The sequence below is a fragment of the Cupriavidus sp. 09_S30 genome, from assembly GCF_056930435.1.
Genome location: NZ_JBXOWI010000001.1, coordinates 706,023 through 726,769 on the forward strand (window position 1 = coordinate 706,023; position 20,747 = coordinate 726,769).

General features: G+C 67.0%; 14 protein-coding genes and 1 pseudogene. 5 read left to right on the top strand and 10 right to left on the bottom strand.

The genetic code is table 11. The features are described from left to right. Window positions 1–1,125: 1,125 nt before the first annotated feature. Window positions 1,126–3,471, bottom strand: coding sequence for a UvrD-helicase domain-containing protein (locus tag AC1Z3O_RS03360; protein ID WP_483513517.1), 2,346 nt, complete (start codon window positions 3,469–3,471; stop codon window positions 1,126–1,128). Window positions 3,472–3,780: 309 nt separating this feature from the next. Between AC1Z3O_RS03360 and AC1Z3O_RS03365 the strand changes: the two genes are divergently transcribed. Together AC1Z3O_RS03365 and galU are read left to right on the top strand one after the other, a co-directional pair. After that, entirely contained in the window at window positions 3,781–6,648 is a 2,868-nt protein-coding gene (locus tag AC1Z3O_RS03365) for a valine--tRNA ligase (RefSeq protein WP_483513518.1), read from the top strand. Window positions 6,649–6,700: 52 nt separating this feature from the next. Beyond that, window positions 6,701–7,570: a UTP--glucose-1-phosphate uridylyltransferase GalU gene (galU, locus tag AC1Z3O_RS03370; protein WP_483513519.1), complete on the top strand. Its 870-nt coding sequence runs from the start codon at window positions 6,701–6,703 to the stop codon at window positions 7,568–7,570. A gap of 145 nt (window positions 7,571–7,715) precedes the next feature. Here galU and AC1Z3O_RS03375 read toward each other — a convergent pair whose 3' ends face one another. The 5 genes from AC1Z3O_RS03375 to AC1Z3O_RS03395 all read right to left on the bottom strand — a co-directional run bounded on the left by AC1Z3O_RS03375 (window position 7,716) and on the right by AC1Z3O_RS03395 (window position 11,542). Next, window positions 7,716–7,943 (bottom strand): sulfurtransferase TusA family protein, encoded by a 228-nt coding sequence (locus AC1Z3O_RS03375; RefSeq protein WP_483513520.1) that lies wholly within the window; start codon window positions 7,941–7,943, stop codon window positions 7,716–7,718. A 203-nt stretch (window positions 7,944–8,146) separates the two neighbouring features. After that, a complete protein-coding gene (locus AC1Z3O_RS03380) occupies window positions 8,147–8,722 on the bottom strand; it encodes an NUDIX hydrolase (RefSeq protein WP_483513521.1) in 576 nt (191 codons plus the stop codon). Between the two features lie 137 nt (window positions 8,723–8,859). Beyond that, complete coding sequence (locus tag AC1Z3O_RS03385; RefSeq protein ID WP_483513522.1) at window positions 8,860–9,891, bottom strand: threonine aldolase family protein; 1,032 nt, start codon at window positions 9,889–9,891, stop codon at window positions 8,860–8,862. 68 nt (window positions 9,892–9,959) lie between these two features. Then, window positions 9,960–10,148 (bottom strand): 4-oxalocrotonate tautomerase, encoded by a 189-nt coding sequence (locus AC1Z3O_RS03390; RefSeq protein ID WP_483513523.1) that lies wholly within the window; start codon window positions 10,146–10,148, stop codon window positions 9,960–9,962. 191 nt (window positions 10,149–10,339) lie between these two features. Further along, entirely contained in the window at window positions 10,340–11,542 is a 1,203-nt protein-coding gene (locus AC1Z3O_RS03395; protein WP_483513525.1) for a YbfB/YjiJ family MFS transporter, read from the bottom strand. Between the two features lie 469 nt (window positions 11,543–12,011). On the opposite strand from AC1Z3O_RS03395, the gene AC1Z3O_RS03400 reads away from it, so the two are divergent. Continuing rightward, window positions 12,012–13,487, top strand: coding sequence for an NfeD family protein (locus tag AC1Z3O_RS03400; RefSeq protein ID WP_483517506.1), 1,476 nt, complete (start codon window positions 12,012–12,014; stop codon window positions 13,485–13,487). Window positions 13,488–13,489: 2 nt separating this feature from the next. Then, window positions 13,490–14,251 (top strand): slipin family protein, encoded by a 762-nt coding sequence (locus tag AC1Z3O_RS03405; protein ID WP_483513527.1) that lies wholly within the window; start codon window positions 13,490–13,492, stop codon window positions 14,249–14,251. 73 nt (window positions 14,252–14,324) lie between these two features. On the opposite strand, the pseudogene AC1Z3O_RS03410 reads toward AC1Z3O_RS03405, so the two are convergent. The 4 genes and pseudogenes from AC1Z3O_RS03410 to AC1Z3O_RS03425 form a co-directional block, all read right to left on the bottom strand. Next, window positions 14,325–15,114, bottom strand: a pseudogene (locus tag AC1Z3O_RS03410) (BPSS1780 family membrane protein). A gap of 17 nt (window positions 15,115–15,131) precedes the next feature. Next, entirely contained in the window at window positions 15,132–16,115 is a 984-nt protein-coding gene (locus AC1Z3O_RS03415; RefSeq protein WP_483513528.1) for a homoserine kinase, read from the bottom strand. A 97-nt stretch (window positions 16,116–16,212) separates the two neighbouring features. Beyond that, window positions 16,213–16,626: a hypothetical protein gene (locus AC1Z3O_RS03420; protein WP_483513530.1), complete on the bottom strand. Its 414-nt coding sequence runs from the start codon at window positions 16,624–16,626 to the stop codon at window positions 16,213–16,215. Window positions 16,627–16,801: 175 nt separating this feature from the next. Beyond that, the gene (locus AC1Z3O_RS03425) at window positions 16,802–17,734 is read right to left on the bottom strand and encodes an LOG family protein (protein WP_483513531.1); all 933 of its coding nucleotides are present in this window, start codon (window positions 17,732–17,734) and stop codon (window positions 16,802–16,804) included. A 4-nt stretch (window positions 17,735–17,738) separates the two neighbouring features. Between AC1Z3O_RS03425 and polA the strand changes: the two genes are divergently transcribed. After that, window positions 17,739–20,576 (top strand): DNA polymerase I, encoded by a 2,838-nt coding sequence (gene polA / locus AC1Z3O_RS03430; protein ID WP_483513532.1) that lies wholly within the window; start codon window positions 17,739–17,741, stop codon window positions 20,574–20,576. Window positions 20,577–20,747: the final 171 nt, after the last annotated feature.

Here is a 20,747-nt window from a genome sequence, read left to right on the forward strand (position 1 = left end):
GACATGCGGCAGGCGTGTGGCTGGCTGTGCGCTCTTGCTTGCTGCGGGTTTGCTCCCCTCTCCCGCTTGCGGGAGAGGGGTTGGGGGTGAGGGCGGGCGCTTGCAGCTACGATTTGCTGCCCGTTGCCAATGTCGCGTGAGTTGGCGGCATCGCGTCCTTGCTCTGAGCGGTGTTGGCTGTTGGACCCAACGGCCATACGACATCCCCCTTCGGGGGCTGCCGGTCACTTTTCTTTGCGTTCTGCAAAGAAAACTAACGAAAAGAAAGCAGACCCTGCCGGGGGCAGAGCAATAAGGCTCGCTTGGGTTTTTGCCAGCTGTGGTGGGCGTGTCGGCTCTGCTGGCCTCTGCCGGTCGCGTTGCCACTGGCCACGTCCTTGCGGCCGTCCTGACTTGTATTGATTTGCCCGTGATGGCGGGCGGTGGTGGTGGTTCGACCATCTGCCGTTACCGGGGCGGGTGGCCGCTATCTACCGAGCGGTGCTGGTTTCATTGCAGGGAAGTGGCCCCGGCTTGAAGCGTGGGCGCCACTGTAATCACCTCCTCACGGGTGAAACGCAAAGTGGTCGACGCGGAGTGTCACTCTTGATGAGGCAACAGCCGCGCCCCGCGATCCGCACACACCTTGGTTGAAGTCTTCATGAGGATCGCGCTTGCTGTCCGTCCCGCACGTGAGCCCCAGGCCTGCAATGCAACCAGCCACGCCGATTAGGAAGTGGCGCTCCGCCCCGGTATCGGCAGATGGCCGAACCACCACCACCGCCCGTCATCACGGGCCAAGCAATACAACTCAGGACAGTGGCAAATCCGGGCGGCCCGCTTCGCGAACGGCAGAGACGAGCAGAAGCGATAAGCCCACGACAGCTGGCAACGCCATCTGAAATCCTTATTGCTCTGCCCCCGGCAGGGTCTGCTTTCTTTTCGTTAGTTTTCTTTGCAGAACGCAAAGAAAAGTGACCGGCAGCCCCCGAAGGGGGATGTCGTACGGTCGTTGGTTTCAACAGCCAACGCCGTCCAACAAAACGCGATACCGAGTGCAGTCCAGCGGCGTCGTGCAGCCGCACCAAGCCCTGCCGCCGCTGGAAAACGGCCCCCCGCCTTCGGACGGCCCCCCAAATCCCTCAATCAATCAATCGGATCCAACTTCGCCACCCCCAACGCCAACCACTTCGCCCCATGCCGCTTGAAGTTGATATTGGCCCGCGCATCCGCCCCCGATCCTTCCAGCGCAGTAATGACACCTTCCCCAAACTTGTTGTGGAACACCCCCTGCCCGATGCGGAAGCCAGTGCCAGCCTCGCGTTGCGCATTGGCGTAGGTGTTGCCGCGATCCATGCCGCCGGTCGGCTTGGTGCCCGTGTAAGGCACGTCCTCCGGCTTCTTGAACCAATCGCGGCCCCAGCCACCTTCGTTCTGGCGGCGCTGCTGCCCGCCCAGGCTCTGGGCCGGCGGCGTCAGCCATTTCAGCGAGGGCTCGGGCAGTTCCTCGAAGAAGCGCGAGCGTACGTGGTAGCGCATCTGCCCGTGCAGCACGCGGTTCTGCGCGAACGACAGATAGAGGCGCTTGCGTGCGCGCGTGATGGCCACGTACATCAGCCGGCGTTCTTCTTCCAGGCCGTCCGGGTCCATCATGCTGTTCTCATGCGGGAACAGGCCTTCCTCCAGGCCGGTGATGAAGACCGCGTCGAACTCCAGTCCCTTGGCGGCGTGCACCGTCATCATCTGCACGGCGTCCTGGCCTGCCTGGGCCTGGTTGTCGCCGGCCTCCAGCGAGGCGTGCGTGAGGAAGGCCACCAGCGGCGTCATCACCACCGGCAGCGCCTCGGGGTCCAGCACCTGCTGCGCCTGGTCGCCGGCGGCCAGTGCCGGCGGAGCTGCCGGCTCGGCCGGCAGCGCGCTGGCGAGCGCGTCCAGTCCGTAGCCTTCCTCGACCACGAAGGCCTGTGCCGCCGTCACCAGTTCCTGCAAGTTCTCGATGCGGTCCTGGCCTTCCTTCTCACCCTGGTAATGGGTGATCAGCCCGCTGGTGTTGGTGACGTGCTCGACCGTCTCGGGCAGGGTCATGCGGCGCGTGTCGAAGCGCATCTGCTCGATCAACCGCACGAAGGCGCCCAGCGTGCTGCCGGCCTTGCCGGGCACGTAGGCCACCGCCTCGAACAGCGAGCAGTTGTACTGGCGCGCCGCATCCTGCAGCGACTCGAGCGAACGCGCGCCGATGCCGCGCGTGGGGAAGTTGACCACGCGGCCGAAGGCAGCGTCGTTGCGCGGGTTCTCCAGCAGCTGCAGGTAGGCCAGCGCGTGCTTGATTTCGGCACGCTCGAAGAAGCGCAGGCCGCCGTAGACGCGGTAGGGAATGCCGGCCGAGAACAGCGCGTGCTCGATCACGCGCGACTGGGCGTTGCTGCGATAGAGGATGGCGATTTCCGAGCGGCTGGTGCCCTGGGCCACGCGGTCGCGGATCTCTTCCATCAGCCAGCCGGCCTCGCGGCCGTCGGAATCGGCCTGGAACACGCGCACCGGCTCGCCGTGGCCGGCGTCGGTGCGCAGGTTCTTGCCGAGACGGCGCGCATTGTGCGAGATCAGGTGGTTGGCGGAGTCGAGGATGTGGCCGTGCGAGCGGTAGTTCTGCTCCAGCTTGATCATCCGGCGCACGCGGAACTCGTGCTCGAAGTCGCGCATATTGCCGACATTGGCGCCGCGGAAGGCGTAGATGCTCTGGTCGTCGTCGCCCACCGCGAACACCGCGGCCGGGTTCTTCGTGCCGAAGCCGGCCAGCAGCTTGAGCCACTGGTACTGGAGCACGTTGGTGTCCTGGAACTCGTCGACCAGGATGTGGCGGAAGCGGTGCTGGTAGTGCTGGCGGATCGCGTCGTTGTAGCGCAGCAGCTCGTAGCAGCGCAGCAGCAGTTCGGCGAAGTCGACCACGCCCTCGCGCTGGCACTGCTCGTCATAGGCGGCGTAGAGATCGACGAAGCGCTTGTTGAAGTCGTCGTTGGCCTCGACGTCGGCCGGCCGCAGCCCCTGCTCCTTGGCGTTGTTGATGAAGTACTGCAGGTTCTTGGCCGGGTACTTCTCGTCGTCGACGTTGTGCGCCTTGAGCAGGCGCTTGAGCGCCGACAGCTGGTCCTGGCTGTCCAGGATGGAGAAGGTCTGCGGCAGGCCGGCGTCGCGGAAGTGCGCGCGCAGCATGCGGTTGCACAGCCCGTGGAAGGTGCCGATCCACATGCTGCGCGTGTTGATCGGCAGCATGGCCGACAGGCGCGCCTGCATCTCCTTGGCGGCCTTGTTGGTGAAGGTCACGGCCAGGATGCCGGCCGGCGAGACGTGGCCGTTCTGGATCAGCCAGGCGATGCGGGTGGTCAGCACGCGCGTCTTGCCGCTGCCCGCGCCCGCCAGGATCAGGGCCGGTTCGTCGGGCAGGGTGACGGCGGCGAGTTGTTCGGCGTTGAGGTTGGCGAGCAGATCTGGCATCGGTTAGGCCTTGTGGAATGCCTCCGGATTATACCGGGGTGCTCCGCGGCGCCGTTCCCGTGGAGGCGGTTCGCTCGCCATGTGATCCCCTCGCAGGAGGTAACGGAAAATGCACCCCGGTCGGCTGGATGGCGGGCAAAATGCGCGTCGATCGATTTCGGATGACTGCCCGGACCTCGCGCTGGCGGCGGCTGCCGGGCCACTTCGCGCACCAGCCACGCCGGCTCCCCTATAATTTGACGTTTTCCCCGGCGCTTTGTCCCTGCCTGCCTGGGCCGCAGAATCCGACGCAATCATCGATACCCGAGCATGACCTCCCAAGACCAGTCCCTCGCCAAGAGCTTCGAACCCGCCGCCATCGAGGCCAAGTGGGGCCCCGAGTGGGAACGGCGCGGCATCGCCCAGCCCACCTTCGATCCGGCCAAGCCCGACTTCGCCATCCAGTTGCCGCCGCCGAACGTGACGGGCACGCTGCACATGGGCCACGCGTTCAACCAGACCATCATGGATGGCCTGACGCGGCATGCGCGCATGCTGGGCGCCAACACGCTGTGGGTGCCGGGCACGGACCATGCCGGCATCGCCACGCAGATCGTGGTCGAGCGCCAGCTGGAGGCGCAGGGGGTGTCGCGGCATGAACTGGGCCGTGAGAAGTTCACCGAGAAGGTGTGGGCCTGGAAGGAGGAGTCGGGTTCGACCATCACGCGCCAGGTGCGCCGCATGGGCGCCTCGATCGACTGGACGCGCGAGTACTTCACCATGTCGCCGCAGATGTCCAAGGCGGTCACCGAGGTTTTCGTGCGCCTGTACGAGCAGGGCCTGATCTACCGCGGCAAGCGGCTGGTCAACTGGGATCCGGTGCTCGGCACGGCTGTTTCGGACCTGGAAGTGGACAGCGTCGAGGAAGAGGGCTCGCTGTGGCACATCCGCTATCCGCTGGTGGAGGCTGACACCAAGACGGGCCTGACGCACCTGACTGTAGCCACCACGCGCCCCGAGACCATGCTGGGCGACGTCGCCGTGATGGTGCACCCCGAGGACGAGCGCTACGCCCACCTGATCGGCAAGTCGGTGCACCTGCCGCTGACCGGCCGCCAGATCCCGGTGATCGCCGACGAATACGTCGACCGCGAGTTCGGTACCGGCGTGGTCAAGGTCACGCCCGCGCATGACTTCAACGACTATGCCGTGGGCCAGCGGCACCAGCTGCCGCAGATCTCCATCCTGACGCTGGACGCCAAGATCGTCGCCGACGCGCCGGCCGCCTACGCCGGCCTGGACCGCTTCGAGGCGCGCAAGCGCATGGTTGCCGATCTCGACTCTCAGGGCCTCTTGGCCGAGGTCAAGAAGCACAAGCTGATGACGCCGCGCAGCGAGCGCACCGGTACCGCGATCGAGCCGATGCTGACCGACCAGTGGTTCGTGGCGATGAGCAAGCCGGCGCCGGAAGGCACCTTCCATCCGGGCCGCTCGATTGCCGAGGTGGCGCTGGAGGCCGTCAAGAGCGGCGAGATCAAGCTGGTGCCGGAGAACTGGAACAGCACCTACAACCAGTGGCTGGAGAACATCCAGGACTGGTGCATTTCGCGCCAGCTGTGGTGGGGCCATCAGATCCCGGCCTGGTTCGATGACGCAGGCAACTGCTATGTCGCGCGCGACGAGCAGGAAGCGCAGGCCAAGGCGCGCGCCGCCGGCTCCACCGGCGCGCTGCGCCGTGAGGAGGACGTGCTCGACACCTGGTTCTCGTCGGCGCTGGTGCCCTTCTCCTCGCTCGGCTGGCCCGAGCAGACCACGGAGCTTGCGCACTTCCTGCCGTCCTCGGTGCTGGTCACCGGCTACGACATCATCTTCTTCTGGGTGGCGCGCATGGTCATGATGACCAAGCACTTCACCGGCCAGGTGCCTTTCCACACCGTCTACGTGCACGGCCTGGTGCGCGATTCGGAAGGCAAGAAGATGAGCAAGTCCGAGGGCAACACGCTCGACCCGGTCGACCTGATCGACGGCATCGCGCTGGAGCCGCTCTTGAAGAAGCGCACCACCGGCCTGCGCCGGCCCAAGGATGCGCCCAAGATCGAGACCAAGACCAAAAAGGAATTCCCGGAGGGCATCCCGGCCTTCGGCGCTGATGCGCTGCGCTTCACTTTTGCCTCGCTGGCCACGCTGGGCCGCAACATCAATTTCGACACCGGCCGCTGCGAGGGCTACCGCAACTTCTGCAACAAGCTGTGGAACGCCACCCGCTTCGTGCTGATGAACACCGAGGGCCATGATTGCGGCATGGGCCCGTGCAGCAACGACTGCGGCCCGGACGGCTACCTGCATTTCTCGCAGGCCGACCGCTGGATCGTCTCGCTGCTGCAGCGTGCCGAGGCCGAGGTCGAGAAGGGCTTCGCGGAGTACCGCTTCGACAACATCGCCAGCGCCGTCTACAAGTTCGTCTGGGACGAATACTGCGACTGGTACCTGGAACTGGCCAAGGTGCAGATCCAGAACGGTACCGAGGCCCAGCAGCGCGCCACGCGCCGCACGCTGCTGCGTGTGCTGGAGACGGTACTGCGCCTGGCACATCCGATCATCCCCTTCATTACCGAAGAGCTGTGGCAGAAAGTGGCGCCGCTCGCCGGCCGTGCCAAGGGCGACGGCAGCGAGTGCATCGCCACGCAGGCCTATCCGCTCGCGGCGACGGCGAAGATCGATGAAGGCGCCGAGCAGTGGGTGGCCCAGCTCAAGGCGGTGGTCGATGTGTGCCGCAACCTGCGTGGCGAAATGAACATCTCGCCGGCGCAGCGTATTCCGCTTTATGCACATGGCGACCGTGCCTTCCTCACGTCGGTGGCGGACTATGTGAAGGCGCTTGCGAAACTTTCTGAGGTCCGGGTTTTCGAACAAGAGACCGAGCTGATGGCTGAGGGTGCGGGCGCACCAGTGGCCATCGTCGGTGGTAACCACCTGTTGCTGAAGATCGAGATCGACGTCGCGGCCGAGCGCGTGCGCCTTGGTAAGGAGGTCGAGCGTATCGGCGGCGAGATCGGCAAGTGCCGTGGCAAGCTCTCCAATCAGAGCTTTGTCGCGAAGGCACCACCCGCGGTCGTGGCCCAGGAGCAGCAGCGCCTGGCCGACTTCGAGCAAACCCTGGCCAAGCTGCAGGATCAGTTGCAGCGCCTGCCGGCGTAGTCCTGCTGGCCTGGCCTGTATTGCCCCAAATACGAGAAAAGGAGTCTCTGACATGGAAACCCGCGTAACCAAGGCAGTCTTTCCGGTGGCGGGGCTGGGAACCCGCTTCCTGCCCGCCACCAAGGCCAGTCCCAAGGAAATGCTGCCCGTGGTGGACAAGCCCTTGATCCAGTATGCGGTCGAGGAGGCCATGGCCGCCGGCATTACCGAGATGATCTTCGTCACCGGGCGTTCCAAGCGCGCCATCGAGGATCATTTCGACAAAGCCTATGAACTCGAGGCGGAACTCGAAGCCAAGAACAAGCAGGCCCTGCTCAGCGTGGTCCGTTCGATCAAGCCGGCCAATGTCGAGTGCTTCTATGTCCGCCAGCCCGAAGCGCTCGGCCTTGGGCACGCCGTGCTGTGCGCGCAGAAGCTGGTGGGCAACGAGCCCTTCGCCATCATCCTGGCCGACGACCTGCTGGACGGCGAGCCGCCGGTGATGAAGCAGATGGTCGACCTCTACAACCACTACAACTGTTCGGTGCTGGGCGTTGAGGAAATCGCGCCGGAGCAGACCCGTTCTTATGGCGTGATCGAGGGCCGTGAGTGGGATGACCGTGTCATCAAGATGTCGGGCATCATCGAGAAGCCGGCCCCGGAAGACGCGCCGTCGAACCTGGGTGTGGTGGGGCGTTATATCCTGACGCCGCGCATCTTCGAGCATATCCGCGAACTGAAGCCGGGCGCCGGCGGCGAGTACCAGCTCACCGATGCGATCCAGAACCTGCTGGCGCATGAACAAGTGCTGGCCTATCGCTACAACGGCGTGCGCTACGACTGCGGCAGCAAGCTCGGCTACCTGAAGGCCACCGTGGAGTTCGCGCTGAAGCACCCGGAAGTCGGCGCCGACTTCCGCGCCTACCTGGGCGAGAACCGCTGACGAGCTGCCGGGCAGGCGGCGACTTCGCCTTCGGGCCGCTCAGGCCCGGCAAGCCCTGCAAGCCCGGCACCAATGACAAAGCCCCCGCTGTGGCGGGGGCTTTGTCATTGGCAGGACGGTCCGGGCCGCCAGGGCCCGGCCGGCATCAGCGCCGGCGCATGTAGAACACGAACACCTTGTCCACTTCCTGGTGCGACAGCAGCTCGTTTCCAGTCTGCTTGGCGAAGGCCTGGAAATCGCGCGTCGAGCCCGGGTCGGTTGCCAGCACCTTGAGCACTTCGCCGCTGGCCATGTCGGCCAGTGCCTTCTTGGTCCGCAGGATCGGCAGCGGGCAGTTCAGCCCGCGCGCGTCCACTTCTTTCTGAAACTCCATTCCGCTCTTCCTCGATTGATAGTCCACTGAATCACTGAAATCGATCGGTGCCTGCCACGCCATGCGGGCTCATCGCGTCGTTGCAAATGCTCGCAATAGCCGTGCTATTGCTGCGCTTTGCGCCTAGCGCTGATTCCCGCATGGCATGTCCTTCAATGATTCAGCGGACTAGGGGATCTGTCTACAGCCGATCTTCAGCCGATCTACAGCCGGTATTGTAGCGAAGGGTCGTCCGCCCGCAGGCGCGGGTCCGGGATGTCGGCACCCGTCTGGCGGTCGAAGAATTGCACCGGATAGCCGCGCCTAGCGAGCCAGTCCGCCACCGCGAAGCCGGTGCCGGCGCTCCAGATGCGCATGTTTTCCGGGGCCACCAGCTTGTACTCGGCCAGTTCCTCCGACAGCGCCACGGTGCCGCTCGCCTGCACGTGATAGGCAATGATCAGCTCGTTCTTGCGCATGAATTCGTAGACGCCGATTAGCGACACGCCCTGCGCATCGAGATTGGTCTCCTCCTTCAGCTCGCGTGCCACGCCCTCCTCGGGCGTTTCGTCGCGCTCGAGGAAGCCGGTCACCAGGGCGAACATCTTCTCCGGCCAGGCGGCATTGCGCGCCAGCAGCAGCTTGCCTTCGTACTCGACCACCGCGGCCAGGACCGGCAGCGGGTTGTTCCAGTGCACGAAGCCGCATCCGGGCTCCAGGCACGCGTAGCGCTCGCGCCCGGACAGCGGCAGCAACTGAAGGGGGGCACCGCATTGCGGGCAGAATCGATAGCCTTGCATCTTGTGACTCTCCGGTCTGTTCTAGTGCAGCAGATAGGTTCCAGTGCAGCAAATAGTGCAGCAGGTCTGGTGCAGCAAATGGTAATTCGATCCGGCCCGGCCTGCTGCCGCACGCTGCGGCATCGCCGGTCCCGGCATCAGGCGCCGCAGGCGGCGCGCATGTCGCGCGCCAGCGCTTCCACGGTCTCGGGCTGCAGGTCCCACGAGCACATGAAGCGGCAGCCGCCCGCACCGATGAAGGTATAGAAGCGCCAGCCCTTGGCGCGCAGCGCTTCGATCGCCGGCAGCGGCAGCTCGGCGAAGACCGCGTTGGACTGGGTCGGGAACATGATGCGCACGCCCGGGATGCCGACGATGCGATCGTGCAGCAGCTGCGCCATGGCGTTGGCGTGGCGCGCGTTGGCGAGCCATACGTCGTTTTCCAACAGGCCGAGCCAGGGCGCAGAGATAAAGCGCATCTTCGACGCGAGCTGGCCAGCCTGCTTGACGCGGTAGGCGAAGTCCTCGGCCAGCCGGCGGTCGAAGAAGACCACGGCTTCGCCCACCGGCAGCCCGTTCTTGGTGCCGCCGAAGCAGAGCACATCGACGCCCGCGCGCCAGGTCACCTCGGACGGGTGGCAGCCCAGCGATGCCACCGCGTTGGCGAAGCGCGCCCCGTCCATGTGCACGCGCAGCTGGCGGCGCTTGGCGATGGCGGCGATCGCGCGGACTTCCTCCACCGAGTACACCGTGCCCACCTCGGTGGACTGCGTCAGCGAGACCACCTTGGGCTTCGGGTAGTGAATGTCGCTGCGGCGGGTGACCAGCGCCTCCACCGCGTCGGGCGTCAGCTTGCCGTCGGGCCCCGGCGCCGTCAGCAGCTTGGAGCCATTGGAGAAGAACTCGGGGCCGCCGCATTCGTCGGTCTCGATGTGCGCCAGTTCGTGGCAGATCACGGAGTGGTAGGACTGGCACAGCGCGGCCAGCGCCAGCGAGTTCGCCGCCGTGCCGTTGAAGACGAAGAAGACTTCACAGTCGGTCTGGAACAGGTCGCGGATGCGGTCGCAGACCTTCTGCGTCCACGAGTCGTCGCCATAGGCCTGTTCATGGCCGCTGCCGTTGGCTTCCAGGAAGTACTTGAGGGAGGCCGGGCAGAAGCCGGCGTAGTTGTCAGAGGCGAAGTGCTGCATGGATGGCGGGGACGCAGGAATTCAGGGCGGGGAGGGGGGCGCTGATGGGATGCTGCTACGGAATGCCGCTATTTCTTGTCGGCCCACAGCTCGCCGCCGGTGGCCCAGTTCTCGCGCTTGACGTCGGTGATGATGATGTCGACCGCGCCCGGCGAACATCCCAGCGTCTCGCAGGTCACGCGGGTGACTTCCTCGACCAGCTTGCGCTTTTGCTCGATGGTGCGGCCTTCGAACATTTCCACATGGTAAGTCGGCATGGCTTGTTGGCTCCTGGTTGCGGGGAGTCGTTCCCCGCTTGTTCTGCTTGTTCTGGTGTTCTGGACGGCTCGGGCCCGCTGCCAGTCGCGGCGCTCACGGCGCTGTCAGTCACGGTATAGCCAGCGTCGATTCTATCGAGTTTGCACAGCGGCCGCGGGCCATTCCTCGCGCGATGGCACCCGCGGCGCTTCTAGCGCGGCGGCCGCAGGGGCAATGCCCGCAGCATCCAGGCGAAGATCAGCGCGCCCAGCACCAGCGCGCCGGCAGCCGTGGCGAGCGAGGAAGCGAAGCCGCCGGTGCGTGCGACCAGCGCCGTGGCCAGCGGTGGCCCGGCGATCTGGCCCAGCCCGTAGGAGGCCGTCATCAGTCCCATCAGGCGGGGCGCCTGCATGCCCCACAGACGGCGCGCCTCGCGCATGGCGAAGGACACCAGGGCGGTGAAGGGCAGGCCGGCCAGCAGGCTGCTCAGCGCGAAGCCGGCCACCGTGGGCCAGACCACCGCAATGGCCACGCCCAGTGCCTGCATGGAGTAGGTCAGCACCAGCAGGCGGCGGTTATCGTGCGCCATGCCCACACGCGTGGCCGCCAGTGCGCCGAGCGCCACGCCGACGCCGAAGACCGGCCAGAACAGGTCGGCCCAGACTGAGCCCGGCATGGCCTGCCGCGCGATCACCGGCAGGAAGGTGGCCGTGATGATGTAGCCGAAGCCGGCGAGCCCGTAGGCGAAGGTCAGGGCCCAGGTCTCGCCGGTCAGATTCGGCGCGGCCTCCGGCACGTGGGCGGCGCCGGCCTTGCCGGGGGCGCGGACTTCCGGCGTGAACACGCGCCATACCAGCGCCACCAGTATCAGGCCCAAGGCGCCGAACGCCAGCCAGCCCCAGTTCGCTTGCCAGCCAGCCGCGACCATGCCGAAGGCGGACACGCCAGTCGCCACGATGCCCAGGCCAGGCCCGCAGAAAATCAGGCCCGCCAGCGCCGGCTCGCCGAGCTCGGCCAGCCGGTGCAGGCACCAGCCGGCGGTGTAGACCATCACCAGTGCGCTGGCCACCCCCGCCGCGCCGCGCCACCAGGACCACACCGCCATGCCGCCCGGCGCCGCCATGGCGAAGGTCAGCACCACGGTGGCGGCCAGGCCCAGGCGCACCATGCGCGCCGCGTCCGGGCGGATGAACATGCAGGCAAGCGCGCCGGCGAAATAGCCGATGTAGTTCCAGGTGGCCAGCCATCCGCCGTCCGCCAGGCTGACGCTGCCGTCGTGCAGCATCATCGGCAGCAGCGGCGTAAAGGCAAAGCGGCCCACGCCCATGGCCACCGCGAGCGCGACCAGCCCGGCCAGCGCGATGGTCAGGGGACTGGCCCCATGCTGCCGCGACGGGGTTGCCACGGTCTCCATCCGGGTGTCCACGCCTGCGCGGCCGCCCATCACTTTCCCGCCTTCCGGCGCATGGCAACGGCATCGCCGCCAATGCCCCGCTTGCCGGCATCGGCCGTGTCGATCACGCCTGCGCGGTTGATCTCGATGTTCGCGTGCAGCATCTTGCTGTGTCCTCGGGCGCGGAGTGATTCAGCCTGCACTAGGCTGCGTGGTGACGGGAATCTTGAACAGTCAATCATCGACATATTACCCATCTTCGCCCGGGATGAAGTGGAGTGCCAGGCGCCAGGCTTTCCGCTAGCGCACCGGCACGGAGCGGCGAGGCGTCGCCCGATGTCCCCGGCCGCACTCAGGATTTTTCGCACGATGGGGGCGGCTGGGGGGCATGGCGCACGCCGCTGTCTGCAGCGGCGGCAGCAGGATGTGGCCGGTCGCCTACACTGGAAGTGGTGTCGCCAAGGCATCCAGCGCCCTGGCCGCCCCTGCGATGATGCCTGCCACTTCCTTTGTCGTTGCCCTCGGGCGGCGGCTTGCCGCCGTGTTCTGCCTGGTGCTTGCCGCCGTGCCGGGCTGGCTGGCGCTGGGCCAGCCAGCCGCGGCGCCGCCCGCCAACGCGGCCCCGCTGGCCCCGGTCTATGTGCTGCCGCTGCAGGGCACCATCGGCCCGGCCAGCGCCGGCTATATCCTGCGCGGCATCGCGCGCGCGCAGCAGGCTGGCGCCCAGTTGATCGTGATCGAGATGGACACGCCGGGCGGGCTCGACCTGTCCATGCGGGAGATCATCGAAGCCATCCTCGCCTCGCGCGTGCCGGTGGCCAGCTACGTGTATCCGGGTGGCGCGCGTGCCGCCAGCGCCGGCACCTACATCCTCTACGCCAGCCATGTCGCGGCGATGGCGCCGGGCACCAACCTGGGTGCGGCCAGCCCGGTGCAGATCGGCCTGGGCGGGGCGCAGCCGCCCGGCACCACGCCAGGGACCACGCCCGGCACCACGCCGGCCAGCGCGCCGCATGCGGCGCCCGCCGACACCATGGAGCGCAAGGTGATGCATGATGCCTCGGCCTATATCCGCGGCCTGGCCCAATTGCGCGGGCGCAATGCGGCCTGGGGCGAGCGCGCGGTGCGCGAGGCGGTCAGCCTGTCGGCCAGCGAGGCCGTGACGCAGCATGTGGCTGACCTGGTCGCGCCCGACCTGCCCGCGCTGCTGCGCGCGCTGGACGGGCGCAGCGTCAAGCTCGGCGGCCCTGCCGGCGAGTCCGTCGTGCTGCATACCGCGCATGCGCCGGTGCAGGTGCTGACGCCCGACTGGCGCGACCGCTTCCTCGCCGTCATCACCGAACCGAGCGTGGCGCTGGTGATGATGATGATCGGCATCTACGGCCTGATCTTCGAGTTCTCCACGCCGGGCATGGTGTTGCCCGGGGTGGCCGGCGCGATCTGCCTGCTGCTGGCCCTGTTCGCGCTGCAGATGCTGCCGATCAACTACGCGGGCCTGGCCTTGGTGGCGCTCGGCATCGGCTGCATGGTGGCTGAGCTCTTCCTGCCCACCTTCGGCGCGCTGGGCGTGGGCGGCATCATCGCCTTCGCCTTCGGCGCCGTGATGCTGATCGATACCGACGTGCCCGGCTTTGGCGTGCCGACTGGGCTGGTGGTGGGCCTTTCGGTGGTCAGCGGCGCCTTCCTGCTCGCCATGTCGACGCTGTTGCTGCGTGCGCGCCGGCGCCCGGTGGTCAGCGGCGGCGACACCCTGGTAGGGAGTGCGGGCATCGTGCTGGAGGACTGCCACGGCGATGGTTGGGCCGAGGTGGCGGGAGAGCGCTGGCGGATACGGAGCGCGCACGCGCTGGCGCGCGGGCAGCGGGTGCAGGTGACGGGGCGCGACGGCCTGGTGCTGGACGTCGCGCCGGACAATACGGGGCCAGGTGCGGGAGCAGCGCCGCGGTCCGTTGAGAAAGGAGCCTGACCATGGCCTACGGCTTCAGCTTCGGCGGTCTGATCTTCATCGTGGTGGTGCTCATCGTCAGCGCCTTCCGCGTACTGCGCGAGTACGAGCGCGGCGTGGTCTTCATGCTCGGGCGCTTCTGGCGGGTCAAGGGGCCGGGCCTGGTGCTGCTGATTCCTGCCGTGCAGCAGATGGTGCGCGTGGACCTGCGCACCGTGGTGTTCGACGTGCCGCCGCAGGACGTGATCTCGCACGACAACGTCTCGGTCAAGGTCAATGCGGTGGTCTACTTCCGCGTCGTCGATCCCGAACGCGCCATCATCCAGGTGGCCAACTTCCTGGAGGCCACCAGCCAGTTGTCGCAGACCACCCTGCGCGCGGTGCTGGGCAAGCACGAGCTGGACGAGATGCTGGCCGAACGAGAACGCCTCAACCTCGACATCCAGAAGGTCCTCGACGCCCAGACCGATGCCTGGGGCATCAAGGTCTCGAACGTGGAGATCAAGCATGTCGACCTGAACGAATCGATGGTGCGCGCCATCGCCCGCCAGGCCGAGGCCGAGCGCGAACGGCGGGCCAAGGTGATCCACGCCGAGGGCGAACTGCAGGCCTCCGAGAAGCTGCTGGAAGCCGCGCAGATGCTGGCGCGCCAGCCGCAGGCGATGCAGCTGCGCTACCTGCAGACGCTGACGCAGATCGCCGGGGACAAGAGCCATACCATCGTCTTCCCCTTGCCGATGGAGGTGCTCGACGTGTTCAAGGGCAAGGGCGGCGGATCGGCCTGACGCCCGCGGCTCACCTTTTGGCGCGGGCTGAAGAAGGGGCCGGCGCCGTACGCGTGGCGGCTCCCGGGGAACATCACGCTCCCGGCGATGCCTCTGCCGGCGGCACGTTGAAGCAGCCGCGGTAGGTCGCGTAGAAGGAGCAGTACAGGATGGCCAGCATCAGCAGCGAGTACGGCGTGACCAGGAAGGACAGCACGTTCTCGGCGCCGAAGGCGCTGAACACCGCCTCCAGGAAGAAGGGGATGGCCACCATCAGCACCGCGAACAGCATGGCATAGGTAAAGAACGCGCCGCGGTTGCGCCAGCAGGCGGTCCAGTCTGAAGAACAGCGCCTTGATCGGCGGGATGTTGTGCCAGGCGGCCAGCAGCGGGGCGAACCAGAACATCATCGCGATCGGCGTGTACAGCACGGCGCCGACCAGCAAGGCGTAGTACATCTGGCGCACGGCCTCGGCGGATGGCGCTTCTTCCTTGAGCAGGATGGGTAGCAGGTCGCTGATGTTGACCATGGCGCCGGCAATCAGGCTGAGCACGAACACCAGGCCCGCGTAGATGCCGCCGAGCACCAGCAGATGGCGTGTGGCCTGCTTGCCATTGGTGCGGAAGCCGGCTAGCAGCACGGTGGGCAGCACGCGCTTGTTCTGGATCACCTCGCGGCAGGCGGTCATGATGCCGACCGACAGGCCGGGCGTGGCTACCAGCAGCGCGATGACGCCGAAGAGCGGCACGAAGATGGCCAGCTGCGCCGTGATCAGGTAGATGAAGAGCAGCATCAGAAAGGCGAGCGGGTTCTTGCGGAACAGCCAGACTCCCTGGCGGAACCAGACGTAGCCTTCCTTGGCGGGGACTTCCAGTAGTTGCATGGTGATTCTGGCTCGGCTCAGGTCCAGGGCAGTGCGTCGGTGGCGATGCGCCGGCGCAGGATGCGTTCGAAATGGGTCGGGTCGTGCGGCTGCAGGATGTCGGCTTCGCGCGGCAGGTAGAAGTCCCACAGCCGGGAAACCCAGAAGCGCAGCGCGCCGGCCCGCAGCATGTCCTGCCAGTGTGCGGCCTCCGCTGCACCCAGCGGCCTCACGGCATGATAAGCCCGCAGCATGGCGCTTGCACGCTCTGCGTCGAGCTCGCCCGTGGCCAGGTCGATGCACCAGTCATTGACCGTTACCGCGAGATCGAAGAGCCACTTGTCGTTGCCGGCGAAGTAGAAATCGAAGAAGCCGCCCAGGCGGTGCTGGCCCGGGCCCGTGCTTTCGAACAGCACGTTGTCGCGGAACAGGTCGCAGTGGCAGGGGCCGCCGGGCAGGGCTGCGTACGAGGCGTCGCCGAAGAAGGCAGCCTGATGGGCGATCTCGGCGCGCAGCAGCTCCCGCTGTCCGGCATCGAGGAAGGGCGCGATCTCCGGCTCGGTCTGCTGCCACCAGGCCAGGCTGCGCAAATTGGGTTGCTGGCGCGGATAGTCCTGCCCGGCCAGGTGCAGGCGTGCCAGCATGTCGCCGACCTCGGCGCAGTGGCCGGCGTCGGGGGCCAGCTGCGAACTGCCCGGCAACCGCGTGACGATCGACGCGGGCTTGCCCTTCAGCTCGCGCAGGATCTCGCCGTCGCGCCCCGGGATCGGTGCCGGCACGCTGATGCCGCGCTCGGCCAGGTGGGCCATCAGGTGCAGGTAGTAGGGCAGTTGCGTAAAGCTCAGCCGCTCGAAGATGGTCAGCACGTACTCATGCGTGCGGCCATCCTGCTCCATGGTCAGAAAGAAGTTGCTGTTCTCGATGCCGGAGGCGATGCCGCGGAAATCGCGCATCGTGCCCAGGTCGAAGTTCTGCAGCCAGCTTGCGATCTCGTCCTGCGAGACCGTGGTGAATACGGCCATACTAGTCGTGTGAGGTAAAAACGGAGGCGGCGGGCGCAAGAACGTCCGCCGCCGCGGCAAGACTGCCGGAGGGCCGCCGCGGCAGCGCCGCGCGCGCTCAGAACTTCAGATTGACCGAGGGTACGCGATTGACCTCGTGGTCCCGGATCTTGGGCGAGCTGTCCTCGGGCTTGCTCATGTCGTAACGCGTGCCGAAACCCGACTTGACCTGGATGTCGGTCTGCCGGCCCTTGTTGGTGTACTCGCGCACCTGGGTGCCGTCGCGCTCGTCAAGCCGGAAGCTGGGCTCCCGCTGCGGCTTGTTGATCTGGGTCTTGGCCTGCGGCGCGATTGGCTGGTTGTTGATCTTGTCCAGTTCTTCCTGCGACAGGGCATTGCCCTGGGCCAGCACCCAGGCTGGCGCGCCGAGCGCCAGCACGACGGCGGTGAGCAGCATGGCGCGCCCGCTCGCGCCACGGCCGGGCGCCCGGTGCACCGCATGCGCTGCGGCCGTCAGGGAAGGGGAGTTCATCAGAGGCTCCTGTGCCGCGCAAGGGCGCCCAAGCGCCGCACGGCAGAATTGCGCTGCGGCCCGGCGGCGCCGGGCTGTCGCAGTGTGTCAGGCTTCCATTTTAGCAATTCCCGCCGCGGGCGGGCTTGGGCGGTGCCGCATGGCGCACCGCCGCAACAGCGCCGCGGCCGGGGCCTCACAGGTAGAACATCTCTTCCTTGGGAGGGATCGGCTTGTCGCCGCCGCGGCGCTCGTAGTACTCGTAGACCGCTTCGAGCACTTCATGGGGTTCGTCGACGATCTTCATCAGGTCGAGGTCATGCTCGGCGATCAGGCCCATCGGCAGCAGCGTGAAGCGGAACCAGTCCAGCAGGCCCTTCCAGAAGCGGCTGCCGACCATCACCACCGGCACCGAGCGCGACTTGCCCGTCTGCACCAGCGTCAGCACCTCGGCCAGCTCGTCCAGCGTGCCGAAGCCGCCGGGCATCACGATGAAGGCGTCGGAGTTCTTGACGAAGGTCACCTTGCGCGTGAAGAAGTGACGGAAGCGCATGGCGATATCCTGGTACGGATTGCCCTGCTGCTCGTGCGGCAGTTCGATGTTCAGGCCGACGCTGGCAGACTTGCCGGCGTGCGCGCCCTTGTTGGCCGCCTCCATGATGCCGGGGCCGCCGCCGGAGATCACGGCGAAGCCGGCGTCGGAGAACAGGCGCGCGATTTCGATGGTCTGCTGGTAGTAGGGCGAGTCCTCGCGCAAGCGCGCGCTGCCGTAGATCGAGACCGCCGGCCGGATCTCCGACAGGTACTCGGTGGCCTCGATGAACTCTGCCATAATCGTGAACATTTGCCACGAGGCCCGCGCCTTCTTCGCGGTGGCGCGATCCTCGTCCGCCAGCGCACGCAGGCTCGGGATCATCTTGCGCGGGTTGGCGCGCGAGCCGGCGGCGCCGGCCGGATTTGCGGCGGTGGTCGCATTCACATTGGCGTCCGCGCCCGCGTGCGTTTGCGCGGCTGCCTGGCCGTCGGGACTGACCACGCCAGAGGCTGCGGCCTGACGGTCGTCGGCGGCGTCGGAAAGAGGGGCGGTGGCGGTGCCGCCAGCCGCGGCACCAATCATTTTAGAGTCCATGGGAATGTCGGATAGTCCAAAAACACTCTTGCTCGTCGATGGTTCGAGCTATTTGTATCGCGCGTATCACGCTCTGCCGGACCTGAGGAATGGCGAAGGGCTGCCCACAGGGGCAATCTACGGCATGATCAACATGCTGCGCAAGCTGCGCAACGATTACCCGGCAGAGTATAGCGCCTGTGTGTTCGACGCCAGGGGCAAGACGTTCCGCGACGATCTCTATCCCGCCTACAAGGAGCACCGGCCCTCGATGCCCGAGGACCTGGCCCGCCAGATCGAGCCCATCCACGAAGCGGTGCGCGCGCTGGGCTGGCCGATCGTGGTGGTGGAGGGTGTCGAGGCCGACGACGTGATCGGCACGCTCGCGCGCGAGGCCAGCGGACAGGGCGTGCGCACGGTGGTCTCCACCGGCGACAAGGACCTGGCGCAGCTCGTGAACGACGATGTCACGCTGGTCAACACGATGAGCGGCGAGGTGCTCGACCCGGCCGGCGTGCAGGCCAAGTTCGGCGTGCCGCCCGATCGCATCATCGACTATCTCTCCCTGATCGGCGACACCGTCGACAACGTGCCGGGCGTGCCCAAGGTCGGACCCAAGACCGCAGTGAAGTGGCTGGCCGAACATGGTTCGCTCGATGGCGTGATGGCCAATGCCGCCGGCATCAAAGGCGTGGTCGGCGAGAACCTGCGCAACACGCTGGACTGGCTGCCGATGGCGCGCACGCTGGTCACGGTCAAGACCGACTGCGACCTCGGCGCATCGGTGCCCGACTTCCACGCGCTCAAAGAGGTGGGCGAGGACAAGGGCAAGCTGATCGACTTCTTCTCGCGCTATGGCTTCAAGACCTGGCTGCGCGAGCTGACCGGCGAAAGCCTGCCCAGCCTGCGCGCACAGGCGGCCAAGGGCGCCGGCGCGCGCGCGCCGAAGGCGCAGGCGCAGGCGCAAGGCGGCCTGTTCGACGGGCCCGCCGACGACGCCCCCGCGTCGGCGGCCATGCCTGCCGCAGAGGCACCGCCGGCAGAGACGCGTTATGAGATGGTGACCACCGAGGCTGCGCTGCAGTCCTGGCTGGACCAGCTCGCCACCGGCGCGCTGGTGGCCGTCGATACGGAGACCACCTCGCTCGACCCGATGCAGGCGCAGCTGGTGGGCATCTCGCTGTCGCTGGTGCCCGGCGTCGCCTGCTATATCCCGGTGGGCCACCGCGGCCCCGATGTGGCCGGTGAAGAGAATCACGGCCAGCTCACGCGCGAGTTCGTGCTGGAGCGGCTGCGCGGCTGGCTGGAGGATCCGGCGCGGCCCAAGCTCGGCCAGAACATCAAGTACGACGCGCACGTCTTCGCCAACCACGGTGTCACGCTGCGCGGCATCGTCCACGACACCATGCTGCAGAGCTACGTGCTGGCCTCCCATCGCAACCACGGCATGGACAGCCTGGCCGAGCGCCTGCTGAGCATCAAGACCATCACCTACGAGGAGGTCTGTGGCAAGGGCGCGAACCAGATCGGCTTCGACCAGATCGACCTGGCACGTGCCACCGAGTACGCGGCCGAGGATGCCGACGTCACGCTGCGCCTGCACCGCGCCATGTATCCGCAGCTGCAGGCCGCACCCGGGCTCGACCACGTCTACGAGCACATCGAGATGCCGGTGTCGGTGGTGCTGCAGAAGATCGAGCGCAACGGCGTGCTGGTCGACGCGCAGCGCCTGGCCGAGCAGAGCGCGCAACTGGGCCAGCGCATGCTGGCGCTGGAGCAGGCTGCCTATGATGCCGCCGGGCAGCCCTTCAACCTGGGCTCGCCCAAGCAGATCGGCGAGATCCTGTTCAACCAGATGAAGCTGCCGGTGGTGAAGAAGACCGCCAGCGGCGCACCGTCGACCGACGAAGAGGTGCTGCAGAAGCTGGCCGAGGACTACCCGCTGCCCAAGGTGCTGCTGGACTACCGCGGCCTGGCCAAGCTGAAGTCCACCTACACCGACAAGCTGCCCAAGATGGTGGACCCGGCCACCGGCCGCGTGCACACCAGCTATGGCCAGGCCACGGCGGTGACGGGGCGGCTGGCCTCGACCGATCCGAACCTGCAGAACATTCCGGTGCGCACCGAAGAAGGCCGGCGCATCCGCGAGGCCTTTATCGCGCCGCCGGGCCGCGTAATCGTGTCGGCCGACTACTCGCAGATCGAGCTGCGCATCATGGCCCATATCTCCGGCGACGAGAACCTGCTGGGCGCCTTCGCGCGCGGCGAGGATATCCACCGCGCCACCGCCGGCGAAATCTTCGGCGTGGAGCGCGACGCGGTCAGCAGCGAGCAGCGCCGCTACGCCAAGGTGATCAACTTCGGCCTGATCTACGGCATGAGCGCCTTCGGCCTGGCCAGCAACCTGGGCATCGAGCGCGAGGCCGCCAAGCACTACATCGACCGCTACTTCACGCGCTATCCCGGCGTGGCGCGCTACATGGAGGAAACCCGGCAGACCGCGCGCGAGCAGGGCTACGTGGAAACCGTGTTCGGCCGCCGCCTGTGGCTGCCGGACATCAACGGCGGCAACGGGCCGCGCCGCCAGGCCGCCGAGCGTGCCGCCATCAACGCGCCGATGCAGGGTACCGCGGCCGACCTGATCAAGCTGTCGATGATCGCCGTGCAGGACTGGCTGGAGCGCGACGGCCTGGGCACGCTGCAGATCATGCAGGTGCATGACGAACTGGTGCTCGAGGTGCCGGACGGCGAGCTGGAACTGGTCGAGCGCAGGCTGCCCGAACTGATGTGCGGCGTGGCCGAGCTGCGCGTGCCGCTGGTGGCCGAGGTGGGCAGCGGCGCCAACTGGGAAGAAGCGCACTGATGTTGCGCTGACACCCTGCGCGGGCCTCACCCCTCCTGAGGCCCGGCACCTGCGCGGCCTTCGCTGCGTCCCCCGTATCGTTTGAAGCGACCGCTGAATCGGTAATCGGGGGCTTGTGCCTGCTGCTGCCATGCAGCAAACTGGCGTGAAACGTCGGCGCGACGATCACGA

Bases quoted from the DNA above. Each gene is read 5' to 3' on its own strand.
- AC1Z3O_RS03360 (WP_483513517.1), bottom strand. From the start codon at position 3,471: ATGCCAGATCTGCTCGCCAACCTCAACGCCGAACAACTCGCCGCCGTC.
- AC1Z3O_RS03365 (WP_483513518.1), top strand. From the start codon at position 3,781: ATGACCTCCCAAGACCAGTCCCTCGCCAAGAGCTTCGAACCCGCCGCC.
- galU (WP_483513519.1), top strand. From the start codon at position 6,701: ATGGAAACCCGCGTAACCAAGGCAGTCTTTCCGGTGGCGGGGCTGGGA.
- AC1Z3O_RS03375 (WP_483513520.1), bottom strand. From the start codon at position 7,943: ATGGAGTTTCAGAAAGAAGTGGACGCGCGCGGGCTGAACTGCCCGCTG.
- AC1Z3O_RS03380 (WP_483513521.1), bottom strand. From the start codon at position 8,722: ATGCAAGGCTATCGATTCTGCCCGCAATGCGGTGCCCCCCTTCAGTTG.
- AC1Z3O_RS03385 (WP_483513522.1), bottom strand. From the start codon at position 9,891: ATGCAGCACTTCGCCTCTGACAACTACGCCGGCTTCTGCCCGGCCTCC.
- AC1Z3O_RS03390 (WP_483513523.1), bottom strand. From the start codon at position 10,148: ATGCCGACTTACCATGTGGAAATGTTCGAAGGCCGCACCATCGAGCAA.
- AC1Z3O_RS03395 (WP_483513525.1), bottom strand. From the start codon at position 11,542: ATGGAGACCGTGGCAACCCCGTCGCGGCAGCATGGGGCCAGTCCCCTG.
- AC1Z3O_RS03400 (WP_483517506.1), top strand. From the start codon at position 12,012: ATGATGCCTGCCACTTCCTTTGTCGTTGCCCTCGGGCGGCGGCTTGCC.
- AC1Z3O_RS03405 (WP_483513527.1), top strand. From the start codon at position 13,490: ATGGCCTACGGCTTCAGCTTCGGCGGTCTGATCTTCATCGTGGTGGTG.
- AC1Z3O_RS03415 (WP_483513528.1), bottom strand. From the start codon at position 16,115: ATGGCCGTATTCACCACGGTCTCGCAGGACGAGATCGCAAGCTGGCTG.
- AC1Z3O_RS03420 (WP_483513530.1), bottom strand. From the start codon at position 16,626: ATGAACTCCCCTTCCCTGACGGCCGCAGCGCATGCGGTGCACCGGGCG.
- AC1Z3O_RS03425 (WP_483513531.1), bottom strand. From the start codon at position 17,734: ATGGACTCTAAAATGATTGGTGCCGCGGCTGGCGGCACCGCCACCGCC.
- polA (WP_483513532.1), top strand. From the start codon at position 17,739: ATGTCGGATAGTCCAAAAACACTCTTGCTCGTCGATGGTTCGAGCTAT.